The organism is Vibrio sp. Y51_MX_L26 (genome assembly GCF_024181935.1).
GTDB lineage: Bacteria > Pseudomonadota > Gammaproteobacteria > Enterobacterales > Vibrionaceae > Vibrio > Vibrio diabolicus.
Genome location: NZ_JAMZAS010000003.1, coordinates 24,380 through 48,355 on the forward strand (window position 1 = coordinate 24,380; position 23,976 = coordinate 48,355).

The following is a 23,976-nucleotide window of genomic DNA, read 5'->3' on the forward strand; positions in this document are numbered from 1 at the left end:
GCGGTATTAGTCGAAATGGCTGGATAAAAGTTGCTGAAGATAAAAAGCCCCCGCCAGAGGCGAGGGCTTGATTAATTCTTGCTTGGCTTGATTATTTGATGCCAGCGAAATCACGTAGAAGTTCAGCTTTGTCTGTCGCTTCCCACGGGAATTCTTCACGACCGAAGTGACCGTAAGCCGCTGTCTTCTTGTAGATAGGTTGAAGAAGGTTAAGCATTTCTTGTAGACCGTATGGACGTAGGTCGAAGAATTGACGAACCGCTTCAATGATGATGTCGTGAGATACTTTCTCAGTACCGAACGTTTCCACCATGATAGACGTTGGATCAGCAACACCGATTGCGTAAGAAAGTTGGATCTCACAACGGTCAGCCATGCCAGCCGCTACGATGTTTTTCGCTACGTAACGTGCTGCGTATGCTGCACTACGGTCAACTTTTGATGGATCTTTACCAGAGAACGCACCGCCACCGTGACGAGCTGCGCCGCCGTAAGTATCTACGATGATCTTACGACCTGTTAGACCACAGTCACCCATAGGACCACCGATTACGAAGCGACCAGTTGGGTTGATGAAGAAGTTTGTTTCTTTGTTGATCCACTCAGAAGGTAGCACTGGCTTAATGATCTCTTCCATTACCGCTTCACGCAGGTCTGAAGTTGAGATTGAATCACAGTGTTGAGTTGAAAGAACAACCGCGTCGATACCAACGATGTTACCTTGATCGTATTGGAACGTTACCTGAGATTTTGCATCAGGACGCAACCAAGGTAGTGTGCCGTTTTTACGAACTTCTGCTTGCTTTTGAACAAGACGGTGAGAGTAAGTAATTGGCGCTGGCATTAGTACTTCAGTTTCGTTACAAGCGTAACCAAACATAATGCCTTGGTCGCCTGCACCTTGTTCTTTAGGGTCAGCTTTATCAACACCTTGGTTGATATCTGGCGACTGTTTACCTATTGTGTTTAGTACCGCACAAGAATCTGCATCAAAGCCCATATCTGAATGTACGTAGCCGATTTCACGAACGGTTTCACGAGTTAACTCTTCGATGTCTACCCATGCTGAAGTCGTGATTTCACCACCCACCATTACCATACCGGTTTTAACGTAAGTCTCACATGCAACACGAGCCTTTGGATCTTGCTCTAGAATCGCGTCAAGAACCGCATCAGAAATCTGGTCTGCAATTTTATCTGGATGACCTTCTGATACTGACTCAGAAGTAAACAGGTGCTTAGCCATGTTAGCTCCACTATATCTGGTTTAAAACTGGGGAATGATAAACTCTCCAGCGCAAATTAATACTAATTTTTGTAGGTGTATCTACATCTAGACGTCTATTCTAAATTTGATTGCTCGAATTACAAGCTCTTTTTTGGTTTTTGTTATAACCAAACGTTTGCCTGATTTATTGATAATTTTAAGAACTTCGAACGATTTGGCGCGAAAGGTGCAATATTTGTGAGGTTTTGGACTGGAAAACGTTTGCACACCCAACAGGGCTTTGAGAGAATTATGACCTACTTTTCGTTTCGCTTAATGTACTCAGGAGCAGACATGTCGTCTCGTAAACATCTTGCCAATGCAATTCGTGCTCTAAGCATGGATGGTGTTCAACAAGCTAACTCAGGCCACCCAGGCGCACCAATGGGTATGGCTGATATCGCTGAAGTTCTTTGGCGCTCTCACCTAAACCACAACCCATCAAACCCAGAGTGGGCCGACCGCGACCGCTTCGTGCTGTCAAACGGTCACGGCTCAATGCTTATTTACTCTCTACTGCACTTAAGCGGTTATGAGCTATCTATTGACGATCTGAAAAACTTCCGTCAATTGCACTCAAAAACCCCAGGTCACCCAGAGTACGGTTACGCGCCTGGTATCGAGACAACAACGGGTCCTCTTGGCCAAGGCATCACTAATGCTGTTGGTATGGCTATCGCAGAGAAAGCACTAGCGGCACAGTTCAACAAAGAAGGTCACGACATCGTTGACCACTTTACGTATGTGTTCATGGGTGACGGCTGTCTAATGGAAGGCATCTCGCACGAAGCATGCTCTCTAGCAGGTACGCTAGGTCTAGGCAAACTGATCGCGTTTTGGGATGACAACGGTATCTCTATCGACGGTCACGTTGAAGGTTGGTTCTCTGACGATACACCTAAGCGTTTCGAAGCTTACGGCTGGCACGTAATCCCAGCGGTAGACGGTCACGATCCTGAAGCAATCAACGCAGCGATTGAAGCGGCTAAAGCGGATCCTCGTCCGACTCTAATCTGTACTAAAACAATTATCGGTTTCGGTTCTCCTAACAAGTCTGGTTCGCACGACTGTCACGGTGCGCCATTAGGTCACGATGAGATTCAAGCGGCTCGCGAATACCTAGGTTGGGAGTACGGTCCATTTGAAATCCCTGCAGATGTTTACGCTGAGTGGGATGCAAAAGAAGCAGGTGCAGCGAAAGAAGCGGCTTGGAATGAAAAGTTCGAAGCATACGCAGCAGCTTACCCTGCAGAAGCAGCAGAGCTTAAACGTCGTCTAAACGGCGAACTTCCAGCGGAGTGGGAAGAAAAAGCGAACCAAATCATTGCTGATCTTCAAGCAAACCCAGCGAACATTGCATCACGTAAAGCATCGCAAAATGCACTAGAAGCGTTTGGTCAAATGCTTCCTGAGTTTATGGGTGGTTCTGCTGACCTAGCGCCTTCTAACCTGACCATGTGGTCTGGTTCTAAGTCTCTAGAAACGGATGACTTCTCTGGCAACTACATCCACTACGGTGTACGTGAATTCGGTATGACCGCTATCATCAACGGTATCGCATTGCACGGTGGTTTCGTTCCTTACGGCGCAACATTCCTAATGTTCATGGAATACGCTCGTAACGCAATGCGTATGGCTGCGCTGATGAAAATTCAGAACATCCAAGTGTACACGCACGATTCGATTGGTCTTGGCGAAGATGGCCCAACTCACCAACCGGTTGAGCAAATGGCATCTCTACGCGTAACGCCAAACATGAGCACATGGCGTCCGTGTGACCAGGTTGAGTCTGCCGTAGCATGGAAACTAGCGATTGAACGTAAAGATGCACCAACAGCACTTATCTTCTCTCGTCAAAACTTAGCGCAACAAGATCGTACAGCTGAGCAAGTAGTGGACATCGCGAAAGGTGCTTACATCCTGAAAGATTGCGAAGGCAAGCCAGAGCTTATCCTTATCGCAACAGGCTCTGAAGTTGAGCTAGCAGTAGAAGCTGCGACTCAACTAACGGCAGAAGGTAAGAAAGTACGCGTTGTTTCAATGCCATCAACGGATGCATTTGACAAGCAAGACGCTGCTTACCGTGAAGCAGTATTGCCATCAGACGTAACAGCACGCATCGCTATCGAAGCGGGCATCGCAGACTTCTGGTACAAGTACGTTGGTTTCGACGGTCGCATCATCGGTATGACTTCATTTGGTGAATCTGCACCTGCTGGTCAGCTATTCGAGATGTTTGGCTTCACGACTGAAAACGTAGTGAACACAGCAAAAGAATTGCTAGCGTAACTGCTAGATTGTCTCAATAGTCCGAACGTAAAGGACGACTGTTAGATACTAAAGTTGGAAAGGCCATCATTGCGATGGCCTTTTTTGTTTTTTGTCAGGTTTTCCAACCTTGTGGAATGCTTTGGTGAATACAGTCTAAAAGTACGGATAAGCGCAGTGGTGGTCTTCCTGCAGGCGTATAGCAGTTAATGGAGATGGGCTCTGAAAGCCAACCTTCTAAGCAAGGTGTGATTCGACCCGGATGATGTTTCTCGTAGCCGCTTGCTGTCCAAGTTGGCAGCAGTCCAATACCATGACCATTCGCGATGCTGTCGATCTGCATTGCGATGTTGTCGCTGTATAAGCGACTCACAAATGGCTCTAAAAAGAACTCACCGTGTTGAGGGTGTGTGAGCATCAATCCATTTTCTTGTACCGAGCCAAAATCGATCCACGGATGCGCTTCAAGCTCTTTGGGGTGCAGGATCGAACCGTGTTGTTCAAGATAAGCTGGAGAGGCAAAGGGCGTGTAACGAAATGAGCCTAATACCTCTTTGCGCCAATCGAGATCTTTACGCTCACCGAGCCAGATGAACAAATCTGGGTCATGGTGCGCTTCAGAAAAGTCACTGGTAAGTTGAACCCTAACGTCAGGATTATCGGCAAGAAAACCGTTGAGCACACCACCTAGCCAACTTCTAACTAATGCTGTGTGACAAACAATATGTAGCGGCCCTGAAACTTGGTTTGTTAAACCTTGAAGCGCGTCATAACTCTCTTCACTTAGCTCAAGAATCTGGCGACTGTAGTGGGCAAAAATTTCTCCCGCTCTTGTCAGAACTAATCGGTTACCTTGTCTTGCGGTTAGAGCCTGACCGAAATCTTCTTCTAATTGTGCTAAGCGACGACTCAGCGTTGATTTAGGCTGGTTGAGGGCCTTGGCAGCGGCGGTCAAACTCTTATGCTGATTGAGCGCATCAAAGGCTCTAATTGATGCTAAGTCGTGCATATTTCATTTACTCCTTACTGCGTTATGCACGGGTTCCATAAATGGGAAGAACCGTTCCATAACTCTCACTATGCATCTCATTCTATTTGTGAATAATTCACCTTCGAAAATAATAATCATTATCAATTATGGAGATGTAGATGTCTACTCTTAGACTGCCAGTTATTACTGCAACTGGTATTTTAGCCTTCGTCAGTGTCCCTCATGTGTTTGCCAATGATGCGGTTTCTAAAATGGAAACAGTGGTTGTAACTGCATCAAGTTATGAGCAATCTCAAGCGGACGCGCCTGCAAGTATTAGTGTGATTTCGCGTGAGGAGTTGGACTCTCGTTATTACCGCGATGTGACTGATGCACTAAAAAGTGTGCCTGGTGTCGTCGTAACAGGTGGTGGTGACACTACCGATATCAGTATCCGTGGTATGGGTTCTAAATACACTTTGATACTGGTCGATGGTAAACGTCAAAGCACACGTGAAACTCGCCCAAATAGTGACGGCCCTGGTATCGAACAAGGCTGGTTACCCCCTCTTCAAGCGATTGAGCGAATTGAAGTTATCCGTGGTCCAATGTCGACGCTTTATGGCTCTGATGCGATTGGTGGTGTAATTAACGTGATCACGCGAAAAGACGCGATGGAGTGGACAGGTAATGTTCAGCTAGGCACGGTTCTGCAAGAAAACAGTCGCTCGGGCGGAGAGCAGAGCGCGAATTTCTTCGTCAATGGGCCGCTAGCCGAAAATCTATCTCTCCAAGTATACGGTCAGTATACCGCAAGAGAAGAAGACGATATTGAATACGGCTATGAAGATAAAGATATGCAAAGTATCTCTTCAAAACTGACCTACCAGATTAATGACCGCCATTCTGTGCAACTAGAGGGTGGCACATCGGCACAAAGTCGTCGCGGTAACGTTGGCCTTTCCGTACCAACGACGGGGTGCCGAAGAGGTTGTGAGGATTCACTCAACGAATATCGTCGTAATTATGTAACGCTAAGTCACAATGGCGACTGGGACTCGGTTGGCATCTCAGATACTTACTTACAACGTGAAGAGAGCGAGAACAAATCTCGCGAGATGACGATCACCAACACCACGTTCAAATCGAGCTTAGTGATTGGTATTGGAAACCATACGCTGACAACCGGTGTGGATGCTACTCACGCCGAGCTTGAAGATTTTACTTCCAATAAAGCGTCATCGAAGACCGAAACATCGAATACGCAGTGGGCTGTTTTCATTGAAGATGAGTGGAGAATCGCCGAGCCGTTTAGCGTTACGCTTGGTGGTCGTCTAGATCATGACGAAAACTATGGTGCGCACTTTAGTCCGCGTGTCTATGGTGTATGGCGAGTTGACCCATCTTGGACTGTGAAAGGTGGCGTGGCAACAGGTTTCCGTTCTCCGCAATTACGTGAAATTACTCCTGGTTGGGCGCAAGTCAGTGGCGGAGGTAATATCTACGGTAACCCAGACCTTGACCCTGAAACGTCGCTAAACAAAGAAATCAGTGTCTTGTATCAAGGTGACTCTGGTTTAGATGTCTCTTTGACTGCGTTCCATAATGAGTTCAAAGACAAGATCACACGTGTTGTTTGTCCAGATACCATCTGTACAGATGGACCAAACCAATGGGGGGCAGATCCAACGTACCGCATTAACGTGGACGAAGCGGTCACACAAGGTATTGAAGCGACCTTAGCATCGCCATTAACGGAAACCATTTACCTCAGCTCGAGCTACACATTTACCGACTCAGAGCAAAAAACAGGTGAATACAAAGGCATGCCGCTGCAACAGTTACCAAAGCATCTGTTTAATGTGGATGTAACTTGGCAAACAACAACAGATCTAGAAAGCTGGGCTAAAGTCACTTACCGAGGTAAAGAAATGGATCCGGTTACTGGCCCATCAAGAAACAGTATTGTAGAGCCTGCTTATACCTTTGTGGACGCTGGTGTGACATACCAGTTAACCGATAATACTCGTATTAAAGGCGCGATCTATAACTTGCTGGATGAGGAAATCAGTTACGAAGAATACGGATATGTCGAAGATGGTCGTCGCTACTGGTTAGGTTTAGACGTCGCATTTTAATTATTGTTGTAATAAGGCCGAGCATTGTCTCGGCCTTTTTTAATCCTGCTTTACTATGATTCAACAGGTGCGTTTTTCAGCCTGATCAGGTAGTATCTGTGACACGAAATTTTTGGTAGGGCGAAGGATAAATGCTAAAGGTTGCGATCAATGGATTTGGACGTATAGGTCGTAATGTTCTGCGAGCCGTATATGAAAGCGGAAAACATCAGCAGATCAAGGTTGTGGCGGTTAACGAATTAGCGCAGCCAGAAGCGATGGCGCACCTACTGCAATATGACACTAGTCATGGTCGCTTCGGTAAAAAAATCTCCCACGACCAAGAACACTTGCATGTTCATCATGATAGCGGCGAATATGACTCTATTCGCATTCTTCACCTCTCTGAACTCGAACTACTTCCTTGGCGTGATTTAGAAGTCGATATTGTCTTGGATTGCACTGGCGTGTTTGGTTCACAAGCCGATGGGCAAGCGCATATAGAAGCTGGCGCGAAGAAAGTGCTGTTTTCACACCCGGGCGCAAACGACATAGATAATACGATTATCTATGGTGTGAACCACGAAACTCTGAAAGACGAACACCGTGTTGTCTCCAATGGCTCTTGCACCACCAACTGTATCGTTCCCATCATTAAAGTGTTAGACGAAGCCTTCGGTATTGAGTCCGGTACCATTACCACGATTCACTCTTCCATGAACGATCAGCAAGTAATCGATGCGTACCATAACGATCTACGCCGTACCCGCGCAGCGAGCCAATCTATTATTCCGGTTGACACCAAGTTGCATAAGGGGATTGAAAGAATCTTCCCGAAATTTTCCAACAAATTCGAAGCAATTTCTGTTCGTGTCCCAACCGTTAACGTCACCGCAATGGATTTAAGTGTCACAATTAATACAAATGTGAAAGTTAATGACGTAAATCAAACCATTGTTAACGCATCTCAGTGTACATTACGTAACATTGTTGACTATACTGAATCGCCACTCGTTTCCATCGACTTTAACCACGACCCCCATAGTGCGATTGTTGATGGAAGCCAGACTAGAGTGAGTAACGGGCAACTCGTAAAAATGCTCGTTTGGTGCGACAACGAATGGGGCTTTGCTAACCGGATGCTGGATACTGCCTTAGCAATGCAAGCTTCTTCTCAAGTGGAGCAGTAATGACGAAGAAGTAATGGAGATTTTTTATTTCAAGCCTTGAAATAAATCCATGATATCTCCATATCATCTATAACCAGTTTGAAGAATTAACAGGCTTGGCAGGGTTGCCGAGTTTTCAAAAACTTTAATTATCAATATTTGAGAGGACACATCATGTCTGTAATCAAGATGACTGACCTGGATCTTGCAGGTAAACGTGTATTTATCCGTGCTGACCTAAACGTGCCAGTAAAAGACGGTAAAGTAACTTCAGATGCACGTATCATCGCATCTCTTCCAACTATTAAGCACTGCCTAGAAGCAGGCGCTAAAGTAATGGTTACGTCTCACCTAGGTCGCCCAACTGAAGGTGAATACGCTGAAGAGTTCTCTCTACAACCAGTTGTTAACTACCTAAACGACGCACTAGATTGTGAAGTGAAGCTAGCAAAAGACTACCTAGATGGCCTAGAGCTAAACGCTGGTGAACTTGTTGTTCTAGAAAACGTTCGCTTTAACAAAGGCGAAAAGAAAAACGACGAAGAGCTATCTAAGAAATACGCAGCACTATGTGACGTATTCGTAATGGATGCATTCGGTACGGCTCACCGCGCTCAAGCGTCAACTCATGGTGTTGGTATGCACGCACCTATCGCTTGTGCTGGCCCTCTTCTAGCAAACGAGCTTGAAGCGCTAGGTAAAGCAATGGACAACCCAGCTCGTCCAATGGTTGCAATCGTAGGCGGTTCAAAAGTTTCTACTAAGTTAACTGTACTTGAGTCTCTATCTAAAATCGCTGACCAACTTGTTGTTGGTGGTGGTATTGCTAACACATTCATCGCAGCTGCTGGCCACAACGTTGGTAAGTCTCTATACGAAGCGGATCTAGTAGACACTGCTAAGAAACTAATGGATGAGTGTGCAATTCCAGTAGCAACTGACGTTGCATGTGCGAAAGCATTCGACGAAAACGCAGAAGCAGAAATTAAACACGTTTCTGAAGTACAAGACGACGACATGATCTTCGACCTTGGCCCAGATTCAACAGCTGAACTAGCAGAAATCCTTAAGAACGCGAAGACTATCCTATGGAACGGTCCAGTAGGCGTATTCGAATTCAAGAACTTCGAAGCAGGTACTAAAGGTATCTCAGAAGCTATTGCAGCATCTGAAGGCTTCTCTGTTGCAGGTGGTGGTGACACGCTAGCAGCTATCGACAAGTTCGGTATCAAAGCTGACGTTTCTTACATCTCTACAGGTGGCGGCGCTTTCCTTGAATTCGTAGAAGGTAAAGTTCTTCCAGCAGTAGAAATGCTAGAAGCACGCGCTAAGTAATTAAAGCAAAGCGGGGGAGTGATTCTCCCGCTTTCTTGTTTGCTGCAACGTGTGAGGAACTCTGCTAGAATAGCCTCAGTTGTGAGCAAACGTTTGCAAGATTTTCAACTTAACAAGTTTTGTTTAAAAACGACAGATAAATAGGATTACATCCATGTCTAAGATCTTCGACTTCGTAAAACCAGGTGTTATCTCTGGCGATGACGTTCAGAAAGTATTTGAAGTTGCAAAAGAAAACAGCTTTGCACTTCCAGCAGTAAACTGTGTGGGTACTGACTCTGTAAACGCAGTACTTGAAGCAGCTGCAAAAGTTAAAGCTCCAGTTATCGTTCAATTCTCTAACGGTGGCGCTGCTTTCTTTGCTGGTAAAGGTCTAAAACTTGAAGGTCAAGAAGCTCAAATCCTAGGTGCTGTTGCTGGTGCGAAATACGTTCACGCTGTAGCTGAAGCTTACGGTGTACCAGTAATCCTACACACTGACCACGCTGCTAAGAAACTACTTCCTTGGATCGACGGTCTACTAGACGCTGGTGAAGAGTACTTCGCGCAAACTGGTAAGCCACTATTCTCTTCTCACATGATCGACCTTTCTGAAGAGTCTCTAGAAGAGAACATCGAGATTTCTGCTAAGTACCTAGAGCGCATGGCTAAAATGAACATGACTCTAGAAATCGAACTAGGTTGTACTGGTGGTGAAGAAGACGGCGTAGACAACTCTGATATGGATGCGTCTGAGCTATACACTTCTCCAGAAGACGTTGCATACGCATACGAGAAACTAAGCGCAATCAGCCACCGTTTCACTATCGCAGCATCTTTCGGTAACGTACACGGCGTGTACAAGCCAGGTAACGTTGTTCTAACTCCAACTATCCTACGTGATTCTCAAGCGCACGTTTCTGAGAAATTCGGTCTTCCAGCGAACTCTCTAAACTTCGTATTCCACGGCGGTTCAGGTTCTTCTCTAGAAGAAATCCGTGAATCTATCGGCTACGGTGTTATCAAAATGAACATCGATACTGATACACAGTGGGCTACTTGGGATGGTATCCGTAAGTTCGAAGCTGAAAACCACGATTACCTACAAGGTCAGATCGGTAACCCAACTGGTGAAGATGCACCAAACAAGAAGTACTACGATCCACGCGTATGGCTACGTGCTGGTCAAGCTTCAATGGTAGCTCGTCTAGAGCAAGCATTTGCTGACCTAAACGCAGTTGACGTACTATAATCGTTACTGATTAAGTTACTTAAAAACCCGCTTTTTGAGCGGGTTTTTTTATGTCTATCATTTTGCCCCTATGTTTCTTTCCCTGTTTTCCTATTGATATCTTTATGCGTCAGGTTGTATTTTCTGGTGGGATGTTCCCCCTTTAACGTTTTTAAATAAAAACATAGGAATATCAGTCATAGGAGTGGCGAAATAAGAGTGCATTGCGTAACCTGTAACAAGCCAATATCAGAAAACTCTGATAAAGTCTTGTTTTGCATATCTTTGCGAAACTCTGACTTTGAAAAAAGTCAAAGTTGGGATATTGTGCCAAAAATCTGACACTGTTCAGTGGGGCAATAGGGATGTTGTTTTAGAAAAGAGCCTTTAAAAAACAAGGTTCATAAATTAACGGCAATTGGATTTATATATCTTTATTTTTGAGGATAAGAATTATGGCAGGTGAATCGGTGGGTATCGATACCACTTTAACGGATGGTCTAACTCAGGCTGAAACTTGGCTGACAAACAACTCAGATCTACTGGTTCAGTACGGTGTGAACATTATCTCTGCGCTGCTTATTCTGTTTATCGGTAATATTATCGTTAAAGCAGTCGCTGGTAGTGTTTCTAAAGTACTAGAAAAGAAAAACATGGATAAGGCTGTCGTTGAATTTATTCACGGTCTTGTTCGTTACTTGCTATTTGTAATTGTACTTATCGCAGCTCTTGGTCGATTAGGCGTTCAAACCGCTTCAGTCGTGGCTGTAATCGGTGCGGCAGGTCTTGCTGTTGGTCTTGCGCTACAAGGTTCACTATCAAACTTTGCAGCTGGTGTACTCATTGTTGCGTTCCGTCCATTCAAATCTGGCGACTACGTAGAAATTGGCGGTGTAGCGGGTAGTGTTGAAGCAATTCAAATCTTCCAAACTGTTCTAAAAACACCAGACAACAAGATGGTTGTTGTGCCTAACTCGTCAGTAATCGGTGGTGCAATTACTAACTACTCTCGTCATGCAACGCGACGTGTCGACTTAGTGATTGGTGTGTCATACAAAGCGGATCTTAAACTAACGAAGAAAGTAATTCGCGAGACGCTAGAAAAAGATCCGCGTATCTTGAAAGATCCTGATATCACAATCGGCGTACTTACGCTGGCAGACTCTTCAGTAAACTTTGTGGTTCGCCCATGGGTGAAAACTGCAGATTACTGGGGCGTATACTTTGATGCAATGCAAGGTATTAAAGAAGCATTGGATGAAAATGGTATCGAAATTCCATTCCCACAAATGGATGTTCATCTGAACAAAATCGACGCTTAATACAAGCGGTAGATATTCGAAAGCGAGGCCAATTGGCCTCGCTTTTTTATATCTCATAAAGAATGTGATTACCGGCAAGCAATAGACGTTTTAGATGTTTACCGGCAAAGCCAAAGGTGAATTCAGGCAACCCTGGCGTATAGAGCAACTCTTCGTGTTGATACAGGGCTGTATCAACAATGAGCGTGACATATTCAGGTAAGCCAATCGGACATACCGCTCCAGGCAAACAACCTAACACTTCGACCATTTCATCGTCGTCACAAATTGAGGGGCGTTTACCTGTGACGGCCTTTATTTGTTTGGCATCGAGGCGAGAGTCTTTTTCTGTTAGATAAATTGCGTAGCCTTGCCCTTTAAGTTTTAAGAAGAGGCTTTTGGTGTGCGTGCCTGTCCATCCAAGCTCGGACGCAACTCTTATATCCGTGTCAAAGTCTAAGATAGCTTCATGCTGCCATTCCCGAAAAGGAATAGAGAGCGCGTTGAGTCGCTCTCTATTGATATCATAGATACGCTTTAGTGACTCCATGTCTTTGTTGTCCTGTTGATTACCAGTACTTTTCAATAAGTTCACTAGCTAAAATATACGCTATCGTGAACATCATTACTGCGACCGCGATGTCGATGCCTTTTTTCACTCTTGGCTTTGATAGGGTAGGGCCTAGTTTTGCGGCTCCTATTGACAAGGTATAGAACCAAACAAAGGAAGCCATCATCGTACCTAGTGCAAAAGCAATTCGGTCATGGCCTTCAAACTGCCCACCAATAGAGCCCAAAATAACGACGGTATCTAAATACAAGTGGGGGTTAAGTACTGTGACGGCTAACGCGCCTAAAATGACCGTTCGACGACCACGTGCGACGACTTCACCTTTTGATTCTGACTCACTGTCTGACTTAAACGCGCTCTTAAGTGACAGTAATCCATAAAAGCTCAGGAAGGCAATACCACCAAGGGTCACCGATGTTAGTAAGATTTCATTTTGAGACAGAATCGCACCACCACCAAAGATACCTAGAGAAATGAAGATCATATCTAGGATGCTACAAATAGTGGCAGTCGTCAGGTGATGATTGCGCTTTATGCCTTGATTTAAGACATACGCATTTTGTGCGCCGATCGGAATGATCATTGATGCCCCTAAACCAAATCCTTGCAATAGAACCCACAAGCTCACACTTCACCTCACTTCAAAATAACCAATAAATTCTCAGAAGAGTGAAAGATAAAGAGTTTATCTAAATAAGTATAATTAATGATTTTAATATTATATTAGCCAAGCTAATTTAAGGGTTGATGTTTTATCAGGAGAGGAAGATCAGGATGAGAGGGTTGGACTATAAATGGATTGAGGCATTAGATGCCGTGGTTTATCAGGGGAGCTTTGAGCGTGCAGCCGAACATTTATTTGTCTCGCAATCAGCGATTTCTCAACGTATTAAACAATTAGAGAAGTTTCTCGCACAACCCGTTTTGGTTCGTAGTCAACCACCCAAGCCAACGCCGATTGGTAAAAAGTTATTAGGCCTTTATCGTCGAGTGCGCTTACTCGAGCATGAAATTCTGCCCGAACTCAAGAATGATACCAGTACTCGACCTGTACAACTCTCTTTGGCGACCAATGCTGATAGCCTTGCTACTTGGCTACTGCCTGCACTGCAAGATGTCATGAAGCAGCGTCAGGTTGAACTCAAACTCACTATCTATGGTGAATCTCGTTCCATCGAAAAGCTAAAAAGTGGCGAAGTGACGGGGGCGATCAGCTTAGAATCCCAGCCGATACCTGGCTGTAGAGCGGATTACTTGGGACGTGTTGATTACGTTTGTGTCGCGAGTCCGGAGTTTTATCAGCGTTACTTTGCTCAAGGCGTCAATAACCAGACTTTGGCCAAGGCGCCGGCCGTTTCGTATGATCAATATGATGACCTACATAAAACCTTTCTTACCGAGCATTTCAATGTCAGCCCTGATAGCGTCATTCACCATAACATCAGCAGCTCTGAAGCGTTTCTAAAAGTGGCGTTAGCTGGTGTAGCCTATTGCTTAATCCCTCGTTTGCAAATTACCGACGAGCTAGAGCGTGGCGCGTTGGTTGATGTTACTCCCGGTTTTTTAATGTCCCATCGGATTTATTGGCATCATTGGCAACTGGAAACGGGGGTTCTACAAGAAATCTCACACGCGATAGTCGGGTATGCTCAGCGACACTTACCTCAATAAGTTCATTGTTGCAGCGATGGGTTCATTGCCGATAGAGTGTTTCGTTGAAAAATTACGCCAATGTTACATAGTCAAAGTTGTGTTAGAAGTCATTCTGAGTGCTTGGATAATCGACAGAAGTTTCTATTATGAAACCATACACTTTCTCAGTAGTGATAGTTTTGTCTGAATCTTGAGCCTTTCTGCTGAGAGTAAGTACTTTATTTTTGTATGGATGGATTTATTGAATGAGACTGTATTCATTTTTGCTGGCTTCTGCACTCAGCCTTACTAGTGCTTCAGTGTTGGCGAACTCGCCTGAATTTGCTCACGTAACGACGACAGGTTATGGTGAAGTTATTGCTACACCAGATATGGCGACGTTTTCTGTGAAAGTGGTAGACACGACAATGACTGCTGAACAGGCCAAGCAGTCAGTTGACAAAACCGTTGAGCAATTTCTGAAAAATCTGTCCGATGCTGGCTTATCAAAAGACAATGTTACCAGCTCGAATTTATACCTTGCGCCTCAATACCACTACCCTAAATCTGGTAAAGCAGAGCTCGTTGGTTATCGCGCTTCTCGTAGCATTGATGTGACGGTTACGGATCTAAAAAACCTAAACCAGTACCTAGATATGGCGTTAGAAGCAGGGATTAATCAGGTTGATAATATTCAACTTAAGGTAAGCAACCAGGCTGAGTATCAGCAAAAGGCACGCATGGCGGCTATCCAGGATGCGCGAGAAAAAGCAGCGTCACTGGCTACTGGCTTTGAGAAAAAATTGGGTGATGTTTGGCAGATCAATTACAGACAGATGCACGTTCAGCCAGTTCTAATGCGCTCGATGGCGATGGACAGTAAAGAAGGGGCAAACAGCTACCAGGATTCTACCATGATTATTCGCGATCAAGTTGACGTGATTTACAAGCTGAAGTAATACTGGGTGCAAAAAGAAAAGGCAGGGTACTCCCTGCCTTTGTTATTTCTGCTTCACAAATTAGTGAAGGATACGAGCACGGATAGTGCCTTCAATACTTTTCAGTTTCGCTAGCGCTTCTTCTGAGCGCTCGGTTTCAACATCGATCACTACGTAGCCGATTTCAGCGGCTGTTTGTAGGTACTGTGCGGCAATGTTAATGCCGTCTTCCGCGAAGATGGTGTTGATCTGAGTAAGAATACCAGGACGGTTTTTATGGATGTGAAGCAAGCGAGAGCATTCACCACCGTGCTCTGGCAGTGACACCTCTGGGAAGTTTACGCTTGAAAGCGTAGAGCCGTTGTCAGAGTACTTCGCCAGTTTTCCTGCGACCTCAACACCGATGTTCTCTTGTGCTTCTTGCGTTGAACCACCAACGTGTGGAGTGAGAATGACATTATCGAACTTCTGCAAAGGAGATTCGAACGGGTCGGCATTCGTTTTCGGTTCTGTTGGGAATACATCAATCGCAGCGCCCGCAATATGACCTGCTTCTAAACTATGGCAAAGCGCTGGAATATCCACGACAGTGCCGCGTGCTGCATTAATAAAGATTGAGCCTGGCTTCATGCGAGCAAACTCATCTTCACCCATCATATTTTTTGTTTCTGGCGTTTCAGGAACGTGCAGAGAAATTACGTCACACTTGTTTAGTAGTTCACTCATGGTATGTACTTGCGTCGCATTACCAAGGGACAGCTTGTTTTCGATATCGTAGTAGTAAACGCGCATACCTAAGTTTTCGGCAATAATACCTAGCTGCGTACCAATGTGGCCGTATCCGATAATGCCAAGACGTTTGCCACGTGCTTCGTAAGAGTTGTCAGCACTTTTCTTCCAAATACCGCGATGTGCAAGCGCATTCTTTTCAGGAATGCCACGCAGAAGTAGTAGGATTTGACCAAGTACCAGCTCAGCCACACTGCGTGTGTTAGAGAACGGTGCATTAAACACAGGAATGCCGCGTTTTGCTGCTGCGTCTAGGTTTACTTGGTTAGTACCGATACAAAAACAGCCAATTGCAACCAGTTTATTCGCCGCATTGATTACCTCTTCGGATAGGTTCGTACGGGAGCGAATACCGATGAAGTGCACGTCTTTAACCGCTTCAATCAATTCTTCTTCCGGAAGGGAACCTTTATGGTACTCAATGTTGGTATAACCAGCTGCTTGAAGAACTTCAACTGAAGAAGGGTGGAGTCCCTCTAACAAGAGGATCTTAATCTTTTCTTTTTCCAGTGAAACTTTGGCCATTTTTCTCGTCCTTAAAATGGAAAGGTGGGCTAATGTGGCGCACATTGGGCAAAACTATTAAAAAGGGGATAATTGATAGTTTTGTAGGAGGACAAACGTTTCCTTGTGCGTCTTCTGTTCAATAAAGTAACAAAAAAAAATTGCTTTGGGTAAGAAAATTACGGAATAAGAGATAATTTTCTTAGAGAAAGGAATAAAAAACGGTGCCTTGCAGCACCGTATGTAATGAAATAACAGAAAAGTGAACCAGATAGGTCGATTTGAGCTGTTATTTATTCTTCAATTTTTGCACCTTCTGGTGTACCTGTGATTACGACGTCAGCACCACGGTGAGCAAAAAGACCCACAGTCACCACACCCGCGATACCGTTGATCTTGTCTTCCATTTCTTTCGGGTTAGTAATCTGCATGTTGTGTACATCCAGAATTACGTTGCCGTTGTCAGTCACAACGCCTTCACGGTAAGCCGGGTCACCGCCCAGTTTTACTAATTCGCGCGCAACGTAAGAGCGTGCCATTGGGATCACTTCTACAGGTAGTGGGAACTGACCTAGTACGTCAACTGCTTTGGTGCCGTCAACAATACATACAAACTTATCAGAGATTGCTGCGACAATTTTCTCACGAGTCAGAGCCGCGCCGCCGCCTTTGATCATTTCACGTGCTGGGTTAATTTCGTCTGCGCCATCAACATACACATCCAGCTTCATTACGTCGTTACACTCGTATACTTCAATACCAAGCTCTTTAAGGCGCTCAGTTGAAGCGACAGAGCTAGACACTGCACCTTTAATATCGTCTTTGATAGTGCCTAGTGCATCGATGAAGTGATTCACGGTAGAGCCAGTACCAACACCGACAATGCTGCCTTTCTCAACATATTTTAGTGCTGCCCAACCAGCCGCTTTTTTCATTTCATCTTGAGTCATGCCAATCTCCTGAATAGATGTTCGTTAACGTTTGCGGGCGTGATTATAGCGGCTTACTTGCCACTTTCCCATTGCCATATTCGGCTTGGGGTCACGATCTTAGGTAATGGAATGTCCCAGCTTTCAATTGGTAAGCGTTCTACATGTTGGCAGTCGTGAGCGATACCAACAGGCTTGGCACCTTCTCCGGTTATAAACCAATGAGACAGGGTACGGTCATAATACCCTCCGCCCATGCCTAAGCGGTGGCCGATGCTGTCGAATCCAACCAAAGGTGTACAAATGATATCAAGTTGACGAATGGGCTTGAGGTGGCGGATGTCCAGTTTGGGCTCTAAGATGCCGTATTTGTTGTAGACCAATTGATCATCACTTACGTACAGAAGAAACAGTAACTGACCTTTGGAAAACGGATGGATGACAGGTAAATAAACCGATTTTCCCTGTTGCCACAACCACTCAATGAGCGGCTTGGTATCAAGTTCACCGTCAGCAGAAAGATAAATAGCAATATGCTGTGCTTGCTGGATTTCAGGAAGTTGAGAGAACTGAGTGACAAGGTCGATCCCCGCTTGGAATTGCGTATCGCTACACAATGCGTTGCGCTTTTCACGAATCAGTTTGCGGAAGTCTTGTCGAGAGAGGTCTGACATAGAGAGAATACCCCAGGGTGCCGTTGAGGATTGTGGCCCTTGAACCAGCTGGTTCAAGGCGGATCAGCAATGGCAACCGTAGGCTTCTCGGTGCATGCCGAGCTTGCTCAATAGTTACCAAATACTAACCCTTAGGTATTGCTTATCGGCTCAGGGACTTAAATCCTGCTGACGCACACCCCAGGGTAAATTTTGTATTTACTGCTGTCCTTGCGTAACTTTGCTTAGTGCGTTCTCAAGAGACGCAGTGAGCTTTTCCATTCGCTCAGTAATTTCTTGCTGTTGACCGTTTGATTCGTATGACTTGGTGTGCAACTCATAACAAATATTCAATGCAGCGAAGGTCAGCAGTTGGATTTCATTGGTTACCTTAGTACGTTCGCTCATTTCTTTCAATCGGCGATCCAGATCTTTTGCCGCTGCAACAAGAGACTCTTCTTGTCCTGTCGGACAATTCACTCGTGTAACTTTGCCTAATATTTCAACGTCGATCGCTTGATTGCTCATGATGAATAAACTCTATATTCGCGCTATCTAAGGTGTTGCTTCATACAACCACCGAGGAGCAAACTATAGGAAAACCGCTATTAAGATTCAAGCATTTCCCATCACAGAAAGAGAAATGATGACGAGATCACACAGGAATTGGGCAAATTGAGCAAATGCTGTTCAAAATTGAATTTGATAGCCGTTTCAGACCACTAACCTTGATGGTAGGATATACCAATACATTATTATGCAAGAATGAGCCAAGTTATGAGTGAAATCACCCTTCCTGAATACCAATCTATTGCTGCTGAACTGCAATCTGCAAGCCTAGCAGTAACACCTGCGGAATTACATGGCTTATTTGTCGGCATGTTAAGTGGTGGATTGGCGATTAATGATCAAACTTGGCAGCCTATTCTGTTTGACTACACCAATGATGGTATGGGTTGGCCTTCTACCGCGCTAGCTTTTGCTCAAAGCGTATTCACTGTTACTGTCAATGAACTCACGGGCACGTCGATGGAGCTGTCTTTATTATTGCCAGATGAGCCGGGAGAAGAAGGCTTATTCACGTTGGCTGACAGCGTGTCCGATTTCGTAAACCACTTTATTTCTGGTTTAGGTCTAGCAGGTGTTGCGCTAAATAAAGCGTCAGATGACGCTAAAGAAGCATTGGCTGACTTAGAAGAGATTGCCAAATTAGGCATTGATGAAGATGATGACCTCGGTGAACAAGCGCAATTGCTAGAACAAGTGATTGAACACATCAAAGCTTGCGTACTAACGATTCATGCTGAGTTTGGTGTTCGCCCTGAAAGTAGCGATAAAAAGCCTACTATTCATTAATCGTAGATGGTCCAGAGGTTAGCATGAAGCAATATGATGTAGTCATTGCTGGTGGTGCCATGGCAGGGGCAACGTTGGCATTAGCAATTGACCATTTGTCTCAGGGAAAGCTCCGCATTGCCGTCGTTGAGCCTTTTAAAGCGCAGTCAGATATGCACCCTGGTTTTGACTCTCGCTCAATCGCATTGTCTTACGGTACTGTCAATCTGTTGCGTCAACTACAGCTCTGGACCTCGATAGAGCCGTTTGTCACACCCATTGAACATATCCACGTTTCTGACCGCTCTCATGCTGGGATGACGGAAATTACCAAGCAAGAGATTGGCGTTGAAGCACTAGGGTATGTTGTCGAATTAGCCGATGTTGGTCGCGTATATCAAGAATTATTAGATAGCAGCGCATCTATTACGCTGTTTTGCCCTGACTCTGTTACCGATATCGAGCGCGAGCAAGACTGTACCCATATTACGTTGAAAAGCGGTGGGAAGCTTGACGCAAAACTGCTGGTGGCAGCCGATGGTGCTGTTTCGACTTGTTGTCAGAAAATTGGTTTAGAGCTTTCTGAGCAAGATTTTGAACAAGTGGCTGTCATTGCCAATATTGTTACTCAAGAACCTCATCAAGGTAGAGCCTTTGAACGTTTTACTGAAAATGGCCCTGTAGCTTTATTGCCAATGAGTGACAATAGAATGTCTTTAGTTTGGTGTCTGCACCCTGAGGAAGCCCAAGCAGTTCTTGAGTTATCTGACCAAGCATTTCTCCAACGTTTACAACAAGACTTTGGCTGGCGTTTGGGCGCGATGAAAAAAGTGGGACGACGTGCGAGTTACCCATTGCTTCTTCGCCATCGAAAGCAAAATATTTCTCATCGTTTTGCGATTGTTGGGAATGCGGCGCAAACGCTGCATCCGATAGCTGGACAAGGTTTTAATCTTGGTATTCGCGACGTTGTCTCGCTAGCAGAAGAAATCGTGCAGCAAAGCGATGATGTTGGTCTTTATCAAGGCTTGATGCGCTTTAGTCAGCGTAGAGAGGCAGATCGAAGCGAAACGATCTGGCTAACCAGTGCCTTAGTGCATATTTTTTCAAATGATTTACCCGCGATGCGAATTGGGCGAAATACAGCCTTAGCAGCGATGGATAACCTTTCTATTTTTAAGCAGCCGCTACTGCGCCATACGCTTGGTTTGGTAAAACGATGAACGGCCGCACTGAATTAGGTAATAAAAAGCAATGATGCAAAGTGTAGATATCGCCATCATCGGCGGAGGGATGGTTGGGTTGGCACTTGCTGCCGCGTTCAAGGACAGCGATCTGCGTGTCGCCGTAATAGAAGGCAAGGTGCCAGATGAGTCGTTGAAAGAGTTACCTGATGTGCGTGTGTCTGCGTTGAGCCGTTCTAGTGAGACGATCTTGCGTAAGCTTGGCGCTTGGCAGGGAATAGAGCAACGCCGAGCTTCACCATACTACGGAATGGAAGTGTGGGAGCAAGATAGCTTCGCTAGTATTGAGTTCAATGCACAAAGCATGGCACAACCTGATTTAGGGCATATTGTTGAGAATCGAGTGATTCAACTCGCACTGCTCGAACAAGTCCAAAAGCTCGATAACGTCACTATGTTTATGCCTGCACGTTGCGCGACCTTAGCGGTGGGCGAACAAGAAAGTTGGTTGACGCTCGACAATGGTCAAGCCATGACGGCTAAGTTAGTGGTCGGAGCCGATGGGGCAAACTCGTGGCTTCGTCATCAAATGGATATTCCGTTAACGCATTGGGATTATGGACATCATGCTCTGGTCGCGAATGTTAAAACCGCTGCTCCGCACAATAGCATTGCACGACAGATTTTTACTCCTCAAGGGCCATTGGCGTTTTTGCCAATGTCGCAACCAGATATGTGCTCTATTGTTTGGTCCACTGAGCCAAATCGTGCAGAGCAGCTATTGGCAATGAGTGAGCATGATTTCAACAAAGCATTGACGAGCGAATTTGATACACGACTTGGTCTATGTGAAGTCGTGGGAGAGCGTGCCGCGTTTCCTTTGAAAATGCGCTATGCGCGAGATTTTGTTGTAGAGCGAGTCGCGCTGGTTGGCGATGCAGCCCATACCATTCACCCACTAGCGGGGCAAGGTGTGAATTTAGGTTTATTAGATGCAGCCGGCCTCGCTCAAGAGGTGTTAGCGCTATGGAAGCAAGGCCAAGATATTGGCAGCAAACGCAATCTAAGAGGTTATGAGCGTTGGCGCAAAGCGGAAGCAGCAAAGATGATTGCTGCAATGCAAGGATTCCGAGACCTGTTCTCAGGAGAGAATCCTGCTAAGAAGCTGGTTCGTGGCATTGGTTTGAGTTTAGCGGGTCAATTGCCGGGAGCGAAAGATGAGATCATGAAGCGTGCGCTTGGTCTAAAAGGTCATCTGCCGGATCTGGCACGTCAGTAGGTGTAAAGCGAACTTCAAATACACAAAAGGCTGGTTAATCCAGCCTTTGTTTTATCAACGTTTTGCTAAGCATATGCGCATCGGAGTTTCATTATTTCTTGGTTGATCTCTTTGACCGCTCGGAAATGGCGTTGCTCTGCTTTCTCCGGCAGTATTAACTTGCCGTTATCAAACTCGAATCTACCGACCCCGTAAATATAAATTCTTCCTTTAAAAAGACGACTTATATGTTTAGCAATCATACTTGGTGTATAGCGCTTAAACAGTCTCATATTTACTTTCCTTTTATCTAACCTAGCCTAGGTATTCTACGTTTTGGACGCGAAAATTATTGTGACAGCCATAGTATTAAATACAGATGTAGGGTGTTGCGTCAGAGATTTGTGTTGTCTTAGACAATTTGACAGTGTCACCTCTTAAATAGCGTGAGGATTACCCCAAAAAATCACCGTTCAAGGAACCCTTACGACAATACATTCCTTTTTACGTGACGCATTAAGCAATAGTTTTGTTACAGAATTAAGAATAGAACGAAAATGATTGTTTGCTAATTGTTTCTATTAAGGTGGTATCCGACAGAACAAGCTTTACGTCCTAACGGTTAGAGAAAGAGGAAGAGAAAAAAGTTCCGCACAAAAAAAAGCCCGCTTCAGCGGGCGAATAGTCACAGATGCATTACACAAAAGTGGACAGCTGACGGCATGAATACTGTCATTCAGTCAGCTGATTCACTTTATGTTGGTTAAGTGCTTGTTTGAAACTTAACCAACAAATTCAGCATATACGAGTTTTATCTTTGTGACTATTTATGTTTTATATGTGATTAAAAATTCTCTCGTCTATTTTTATAGATATGAGCGAGATCACGTGGTGATAGAAAAACTACGTGCTATTACATTATTTTTAGACGACTAACGACATATCTCAGCTACGGTCGGCTGACACAATTGGATCAGATCTTGGATAGAAAGCGCCAGTCCAGCCATGCGATCGCCACTGCTGATCGTGACTTCCTGTTCTTCTAGTAAGCTAGGATCGAACACGATCGGCATGTGTCGTTTGAGTAATAGTGGAGTGACAGTACCAATTTTGTAACCTGTGATGGCCTCAACGTCGGCTTGATCAACGCAAGTCATCCGGCGGCATCGCAGTAACGAGCGCACTTTTTTGGGATCGACACTACGATCACCAGGCGCACAGGCGAGAGCATATTGATTACCCATGTCTCGTAGCAAGATCGCTTTTACCATTTGAGAAGGGCGAATGCCGCGTTGTTGCGCGGCATCCTCAATAGTGGTTGCTGGTCTTTGATGCGGTAACAGACGAAACGGAATGTGTTGGTCTGTGAGAAATTGCATCAAAGGAGTATTGATTGTATTACTCATCATCAAGGCTGTAAGGCAGTGATTCGATTGTCCATTCACATTCTGGTTGAGCAACCAAACGAAGACGAGTGTCTTCATCGAGATTATTGGGCAGTACGATCAGGCCAATCGCTTGATTGTCGCTGAACTGGTAGTGGTTTAATAAAGCACCCACTGAACGCCAGTTTTCACCCACGCTGCGTTCGAGCTCAATTGGCTCGTCACTAAATGGAGCAGAAGTTGCCCCTTTTACGATGTACATCGCACGTTTATTTGTACCGCGATACTTAGCTCGTGCTACCGTTTCTTGTCCTGTGTAGCAGCCCTTTGTGAAGCTAATGCCTCCTAAAGCTTGCACGTTGAGTGCTTGTGGAATGTGAGCATTCTGCGCGGATGCAGAGACAAATGGTAAACCAGCTTCAATGTCGAAACGATTCCAAAGTTCATTTGTCGTAAGGGCAGCATCTGTATTTTCAACGACTTGTTGCGCAGCTGGCGCACTTAATATCAGTAGCCAGCGGTTTTGTGAAACTTGTACCGCGGTGCCGCCTTCAACAGGGCGAACGCTGCCAGTCGTTTTGCTCATTGAAGAAATAAGCACATCGGCTTTGACGCCGGCAACACCTAAGATAACTTCATCAGAAGCTTCAATCGTTACTTTAGAGAAAATGGCGTATTTTTTTATTTCGCTAAGTTCTACGTCAATCGCCGATTTTGGTTGGATCATGCCGTAGCCATCGTGGTGATGGAAAAGGCGGAACACACTCCACACTTTACCTTTCGCATCACAATGTGCGCCTAATGTTGATTGGTCTTGTTCTAAAGAAACGACATCGCAGGTAACCTGACCTTGTAAGTATGATTTTTTATCGTCACCGACCATGGTGATCATGCCGAAATTGTCCAGCAGAGAGATAGATAACTCTGGAAGTGCGTCTTGAGTTGAGAGAGGTAGTGCTGAAAAACGAGTTTGCCATTCCATAATTACAATGCCTTTTGAAGATATTTTTCCGCTATGTTATACCCAAATAACCTTGAGATACTAGGGGAGCGATTTACGAATCAACATTTGTCTGCTTTCACTATCGTATTGTGACCCGCACACTAGTGACGTAGCACATCCCTTGTTACACTCCGCACTAACAACAAGACATCTATGAA

At 45.1% G+C, this 23,976-nt stretch carries 22 protein-coding genes and 1 other RNA gene; 11 read left to right on the forward strand and 12 right to left on the reverse strand.

Annotated elements, in window-relative coordinates:
* Window positions 1-91: 91 nt before the first annotated feature.
* Window positions 92-1,246 carry a methionine adenosyltransferase gene (gene metK, locus NL645_RS08775; RefSeq protein ID WP_253651591.1) on the reverse strand — a complete coding sequence of 385 codons (1,155 nt, stop codon included), beginning with the start codon at window positions 1,244-1,246 and terminating at the stop codon, window positions 92-94.
* A 315-nt stretch (window positions 1,247-1,561) separates the two neighbouring features.
* On the opposite strand from metK, the gene tkt reads away from it, so the two are divergent.
* A complete protein-coding gene (tkt, locus tag NL645_RS08780) occupies window positions 1,562-3,556 on the forward strand; it encodes a transketolase (RefSeq protein WP_253651592.1) in 1,995 nt (664 codons plus the stop codon).
* Between the two features lie 94 nt (window positions 3,557-3,650).
* Here tkt and NL645_RS08785 read toward each other — a convergent pair whose 3' ends face one another.
* Complete coding sequence (locus NL645_RS08785; RefSeq protein ID WP_006743086.1) at window positions 3,651-4,544, reverse strand: LysR family transcriptional regulator; 894 nt, start codon at window positions 4,542-4,544, stop codon at window positions 3,651-3,653.
* Window positions 4,545-4,684: 140 nt separating this feature from the next.
* Here NL645_RS08785 and NL645_RS08790 point away from each other — a divergent pair, with 140 nt between their 5' ends.
* The 5 genes from NL645_RS08790 to mscS all read left to right on the forward strand — a co-directional run bounded on the left by NL645_RS08790 (window position 4,685) and on the right by mscS (window position 11,658).
* Entirely contained in the window at window positions 4,685-6,643 is a 1,959-nt protein-coding gene (locus tag NL645_RS08790; RefSeq protein ID WP_253651593.1) for a ligand-gated channel protein, read from the forward strand.
* A 131-nt stretch (window positions 6,644-6,774) separates the two neighbouring features.
* Complete coding sequence (gene epd, locus NL645_RS08795; RefSeq protein WP_006743084.1) at window positions 6,775-7,812, forward strand: erythrose-4-phosphate dehydrogenase; 1,038 nt, start codon at window positions 6,775-6,777, stop codon at window positions 7,810-7,812.
* Between the two features lie 153 nt (window positions 7,813-7,965).
* Window positions 7,966-9,126: a phosphoglycerate kinase gene (locus tag NL645_RS08800; RefSeq protein ID WP_005393948.1), complete on the forward strand. Its 1,161-nt coding sequence runs from the start codon at window positions 7,966-7,968 to the stop codon at window positions 9,124-9,126.
* Window positions 9,127-9,280: 154 nt separating this feature from the next.
* Entirely contained in the window at window positions 9,281-10,357 is a 1,077-nt protein-coding gene (gene fbaA / locus NL645_RS08805) for a class II fructose-bisphosphate aldolase (protein WP_005393947.1), read from the forward strand.
* 434 nt (window positions 10,358-10,791) lie between these two features.
* Window positions 10,792-11,658, forward strand: coding sequence for a small-conductance mechanosensitive channel MscS (gene mscS, locus NL645_RS08810; RefSeq protein ID WP_005393946.1), 867 nt, complete (start codon window positions 10,792-10,794; stop codon window positions 11,656-11,658).
* A gap of 46 nt (window positions 11,659-11,704) precedes the next feature.
* Here mscS and NL645_RS08815 read toward each other — a convergent pair whose 3' ends face one another.
* Both NL645_RS08815 and NL645_RS08820 read right to left on the reverse strand, forming a co-directional pair.
* The gene (locus NL645_RS08815) at window positions 11,705-12,187 is read right to left on the reverse strand and encodes a YbaK/EbsC family protein (protein ID WP_012841397.1); all 483 of its coding nucleotides are present in this window, start codon (window positions 12,185-12,187) and stop codon (window positions 11,705-11,707) included.
* A gap of 19 nt (window positions 12,188-12,206) precedes the next feature.
* Window positions 12,207-12,836, reverse strand: coding sequence for a LysE/ArgO family amino acid transporter (locus NL645_RS08820; protein ID WP_012841398.1), 630 nt, complete (start codon window positions 12,834-12,836; stop codon window positions 12,207-12,209).
* A gap of 146 nt (window positions 12,837-12,982) precedes the next feature.
* On the opposite strand from NL645_RS08820, the gene NL645_RS08825 reads away from it, so the two are divergent.
* Together NL645_RS08825 and NL645_RS08830 are read left to right on the forward strand one after the other, a co-directional pair.
* A complete protein-coding gene (locus NL645_RS08825) occupies window positions 12,983-13,879 on the forward strand; it encodes a LysR family transcriptional regulator ArgP (RefSeq protein WP_046875104.1) in 897 nt (298 codons plus the stop codon).
* A gap of 227 nt (window positions 13,880-14,106) precedes the next feature.
* Entirely contained in the window at window positions 14,107-14,799 is a 693-nt protein-coding gene (locus NL645_RS08830) for an oxidative stress defense protein (protein WP_005393939.1), read from the forward strand.
* A 60-nt stretch (window positions 14,800-14,859) separates the two neighbouring features.
* Here the strand turns inward: NL645_RS08830 and serA are convergent, their stop codons facing one another.
* The 5 genes from serA to NL645_RS08855 form a co-directional block, all read right to left on the reverse strand.
* Complete coding sequence (gene serA, locus NL645_RS08835) at window positions 14,860-16,092, reverse strand: phosphoglycerate dehydrogenase (RefSeq protein WP_134648179.1); 1,233 nt, start codon at window positions 16,090-16,092, stop codon at window positions 14,860-14,862.
* Between the two features lie 272 nt (window positions 16,093-16,364).
* Window positions 16,365-17,021, reverse strand: a complete 657-nt coding sequence (gene rpiA / locus NL645_RS08840) for a ribose-5-phosphate isomerase RpiA (protein ID WP_005380982.1) — start codon at window positions 17,019-17,021, stop codon at window positions 16,365-16,367.
* A 53-nt stretch (window positions 17,022-17,074) separates the two neighbouring features.
* Complete coding sequence (locus NL645_RS08845; RefSeq protein ID WP_134648177.1) at window positions 17,075-17,674, reverse strand: 5-formyltetrahydrofolate cyclo-ligase; 600 nt, start codon at window positions 17,672-17,674, stop codon at window positions 17,075-17,077.
* A 5-nt stretch (window positions 17,675-17,679) separates the two neighbouring features.
* A non-coding RNA gene (ssrS, locus tag NL645_RS08850) (6S RNA) lies at window positions 17,680-17,864 on the reverse strand.
* Window positions 17,865-17,872: 8 nt separating this feature from the next.
* The gene (locus NL645_RS08855) at window positions 17,873-18,181 is read right to left on the reverse strand and encodes a cell division protein ZapA (RefSeq protein ID WP_005393932.1); all 309 of its coding nucleotides are present in this window, start codon (window positions 18,179-18,181) and stop codon (window positions 17,873-17,875) included.
* Window positions 18,182-18,430: 249 nt separating this feature from the next.
* Here NL645_RS08855 and NL645_RS08860 point away from each other — a divergent pair, with 249 nt between their 5' ends.
* The 3 genes from NL645_RS08860 to NL645_RS08870 are packed head-to-tail and all read left to right on the forward strand — an operon-like array spanning window position 18,431 to window position 21,451.
* Window positions 18,431-19,009, forward strand: a complete 579-nt coding sequence (locus NL645_RS08860; protein WP_005393931.1) for a YecA family protein — start codon at window positions 18,431-18,433, stop codon at window positions 19,007-19,009.
* Between the two features lie 23 nt (window positions 19,010-19,032).
* Window positions 19,033-20,211 carry a 2-octaprenyl-6-methoxyphenyl hydroxylase gene (gene ubiH / locus NL645_RS08865; RefSeq protein ID WP_048625993.1) on the forward strand — a complete coding sequence of 393 codons (1,179 nt, stop codon included), beginning with the start codon at window positions 19,033-19,035 and terminating at the stop codon, window positions 20,209-20,211.
* Between the two features lie 31 nt (window positions 20,212-20,242).
* Window positions 20,243-21,451 carry an FAD-dependent 2-octaprenylphenol hydroxylase gene (locus NL645_RS08870; RefSeq protein WP_170903474.1) on the forward strand — a complete coding sequence of 403 codons (1,209 nt, stop codon included), beginning with the start codon at window positions 20,243-20,245 and terminating at the stop codon, window positions 21,449-21,451.
* Window positions 21,452-21,516: 65 nt separating this feature from the next.
* On the opposite strand, the gene NL645_RS08875 is transcribed toward NL645_RS08870, so the two are convergent.
* The 3 genes from NL645_RS08875 to ygfZ all read right to left on the reverse strand — a co-directional run bounded on the left by NL645_RS08875 (window position 21,517) and on the right by ygfZ (window position 23,797).
* Window positions 21,517-21,723, reverse strand: coding sequence for a DUF1107 domain-containing protein (locus NL645_RS08875; protein WP_005380970.1), 207 nt, complete (start codon window positions 21,721-21,723; stop codon window positions 21,517-21,519).
* Window positions 21,724-22,362: 639 nt separating this feature from the next.
* Window positions 22,363-22,836 carry an aminoacyl-tRNA deacylase gene (locus NL645_RS08880; protein WP_253651705.1) on the reverse strand — a complete coding sequence of 158 codons (474 nt, stop codon included), beginning with the start codon at window positions 22,834-22,836 and terminating at the stop codon, window positions 22,363-22,365.
* Window positions 22,829-23,797 carry a tRNA-modifying protein YgfZ gene (gene ygfZ, locus NL645_RS08885; RefSeq protein ID WP_253651594.1) on the reverse strand — a complete coding sequence of 323 codons (969 nt, stop codon included), beginning with the start codon at window positions 23,795-23,797 and terminating at the stop codon, window positions 22,829-22,831. Before ygfZ ends, NL645_RS08880 begins: the two co-directional genes overlap by 8 nt.
* Window positions 23,798-23,976: the final 179 nt, after the last annotated feature.

Coding starts and splice junctions, on each gene's coding strand:
- NL645_RS08870 (WP_170903474.1), top strand. CDS start 20,243: ATGATGCAAAGTGTAGATATCGCCATCATCGGCGGAGGGATGGTTGGG.
- fbaA (WP_005393947.1), top strand. CDS start 9,281: ATGTCTAAGATCTTCGACTTCGTAAAACCAGGTGTTATCTCTGGCGAT.
- NL645_RS08815 (WP_012841397.1), bottom strand. CDS start 12,187: ATGGAGTCACTAAAGCGTATCTATGATATCAATAGAGAGCGACTCAAC.
- NL645_RS08830 (WP_005393939.1), top strand. CDS start 14,107: ATGAGACTGTATTCATTTTTGCTGGCTTCTGCACTCAGCCTTACTAGT.
- NL645_RS08880 (WP_253651705.1), bottom strand. CDS start 22,836: ATGAGTAATACAATCAATACTCCTTTGATGCAATTTCTCACAGACCAA.
- NL645_RS08800 (WP_005393948.1), top strand. CDS start 7,966: ATGTCTGTAATCAAGATGACTGACCTGGATCTTGCAGGTAAACGTGTA.
- NL645_RS08825 (WP_046875104.1), top strand. CDS start 12,983: ATGAGAGGGTTGGACTATAAATGGATTGAGGCATTAGATGCCGTGGTT.
- tkt (WP_253651592.1), top strand. CDS start 1,562: ATGTCGTCTCGTAAACATCTTGCCAATGCAATTCGTGCTCTAAGCATG.
- ygfZ (WP_253651594.1), bottom strand. CDS start 23,797: ATGGAATGGCAAACTCGTTTTTCAGCACTACCTCTCTCAACTCAAGAC.
- NL645_RS08860 (WP_005393931.1), top strand. CDS start 18,431: ATGAGTGAAATCACCCTTCCTGAATACCAATCTATTGCTGCTGAACTG.
- NL645_RS08785 (WP_006743086.1), bottom strand. CDS start 4,544: ATGCACGACTTAGCATCAATTAGAGCCTTTGATGCGCTCAATCAGCAT.
- ubiH (WP_048625993.1), top strand. CDS start 19,033: ATGAAGCAATATGATGTAGTCATTGCTGGTGGTGCCATGGCAGGGGCA.
- mscS (WP_005393946.1), top strand. CDS start 10,792: ATGGCAGGTGAATCGGTGGGTATCGATACCACTTTAACGGATGGTCTA.
- rpiA (WP_005380982.1), bottom strand. CDS start 17,021: ATGACTCAAGATGAAATGAAAAAAGCGGCTGGTTGGGCAGCACTAAAA.
- NL645_RS08790 (WP_253651593.1), top strand. CDS start 4,685: ATGTCTACTCTTAGACTGCCAGTTATTACTGCAACTGGTATTTTAGCC.
- NL645_RS08845 (WP_134648177.1), bottom strand. CDS start 17,674: ATGTCAGACCTCTCTCGACAAGACTTCCGCAAACTGATTCGTGAAAAG.
- NL645_RS08875 (WP_005380970.1), bottom strand. CDS start 21,723: ATGAGACTGTTTAAGCGCTATACACCAAGTATGATTGCTAAACATATA.
- serA (WP_134648179.1), bottom strand. CDS start 16,092: ATGGCCAAAGTTTCACTGGAAAAAGAAAAGATTAAGATCCTCTTGTTA.
- metK (WP_253651591.1), bottom strand. CDS start 1,246: ATGGCTAAGCACCTGTTTACTTCTGAGTCAGTATCAGAAGGTCATCCA.
- epd (WP_006743084.1), top strand. CDS start 6,775: ATGCTAAAGGTTGCGATCAATGGATTTGGACGTATAGGTCGTAATGTT.
- NL645_RS08855 (WP_005393932.1), bottom strand. CDS start 18,181: ATGAGCAATCAAGCGATCGACGTTGAAATATTAGGCAAAGTTACACGA.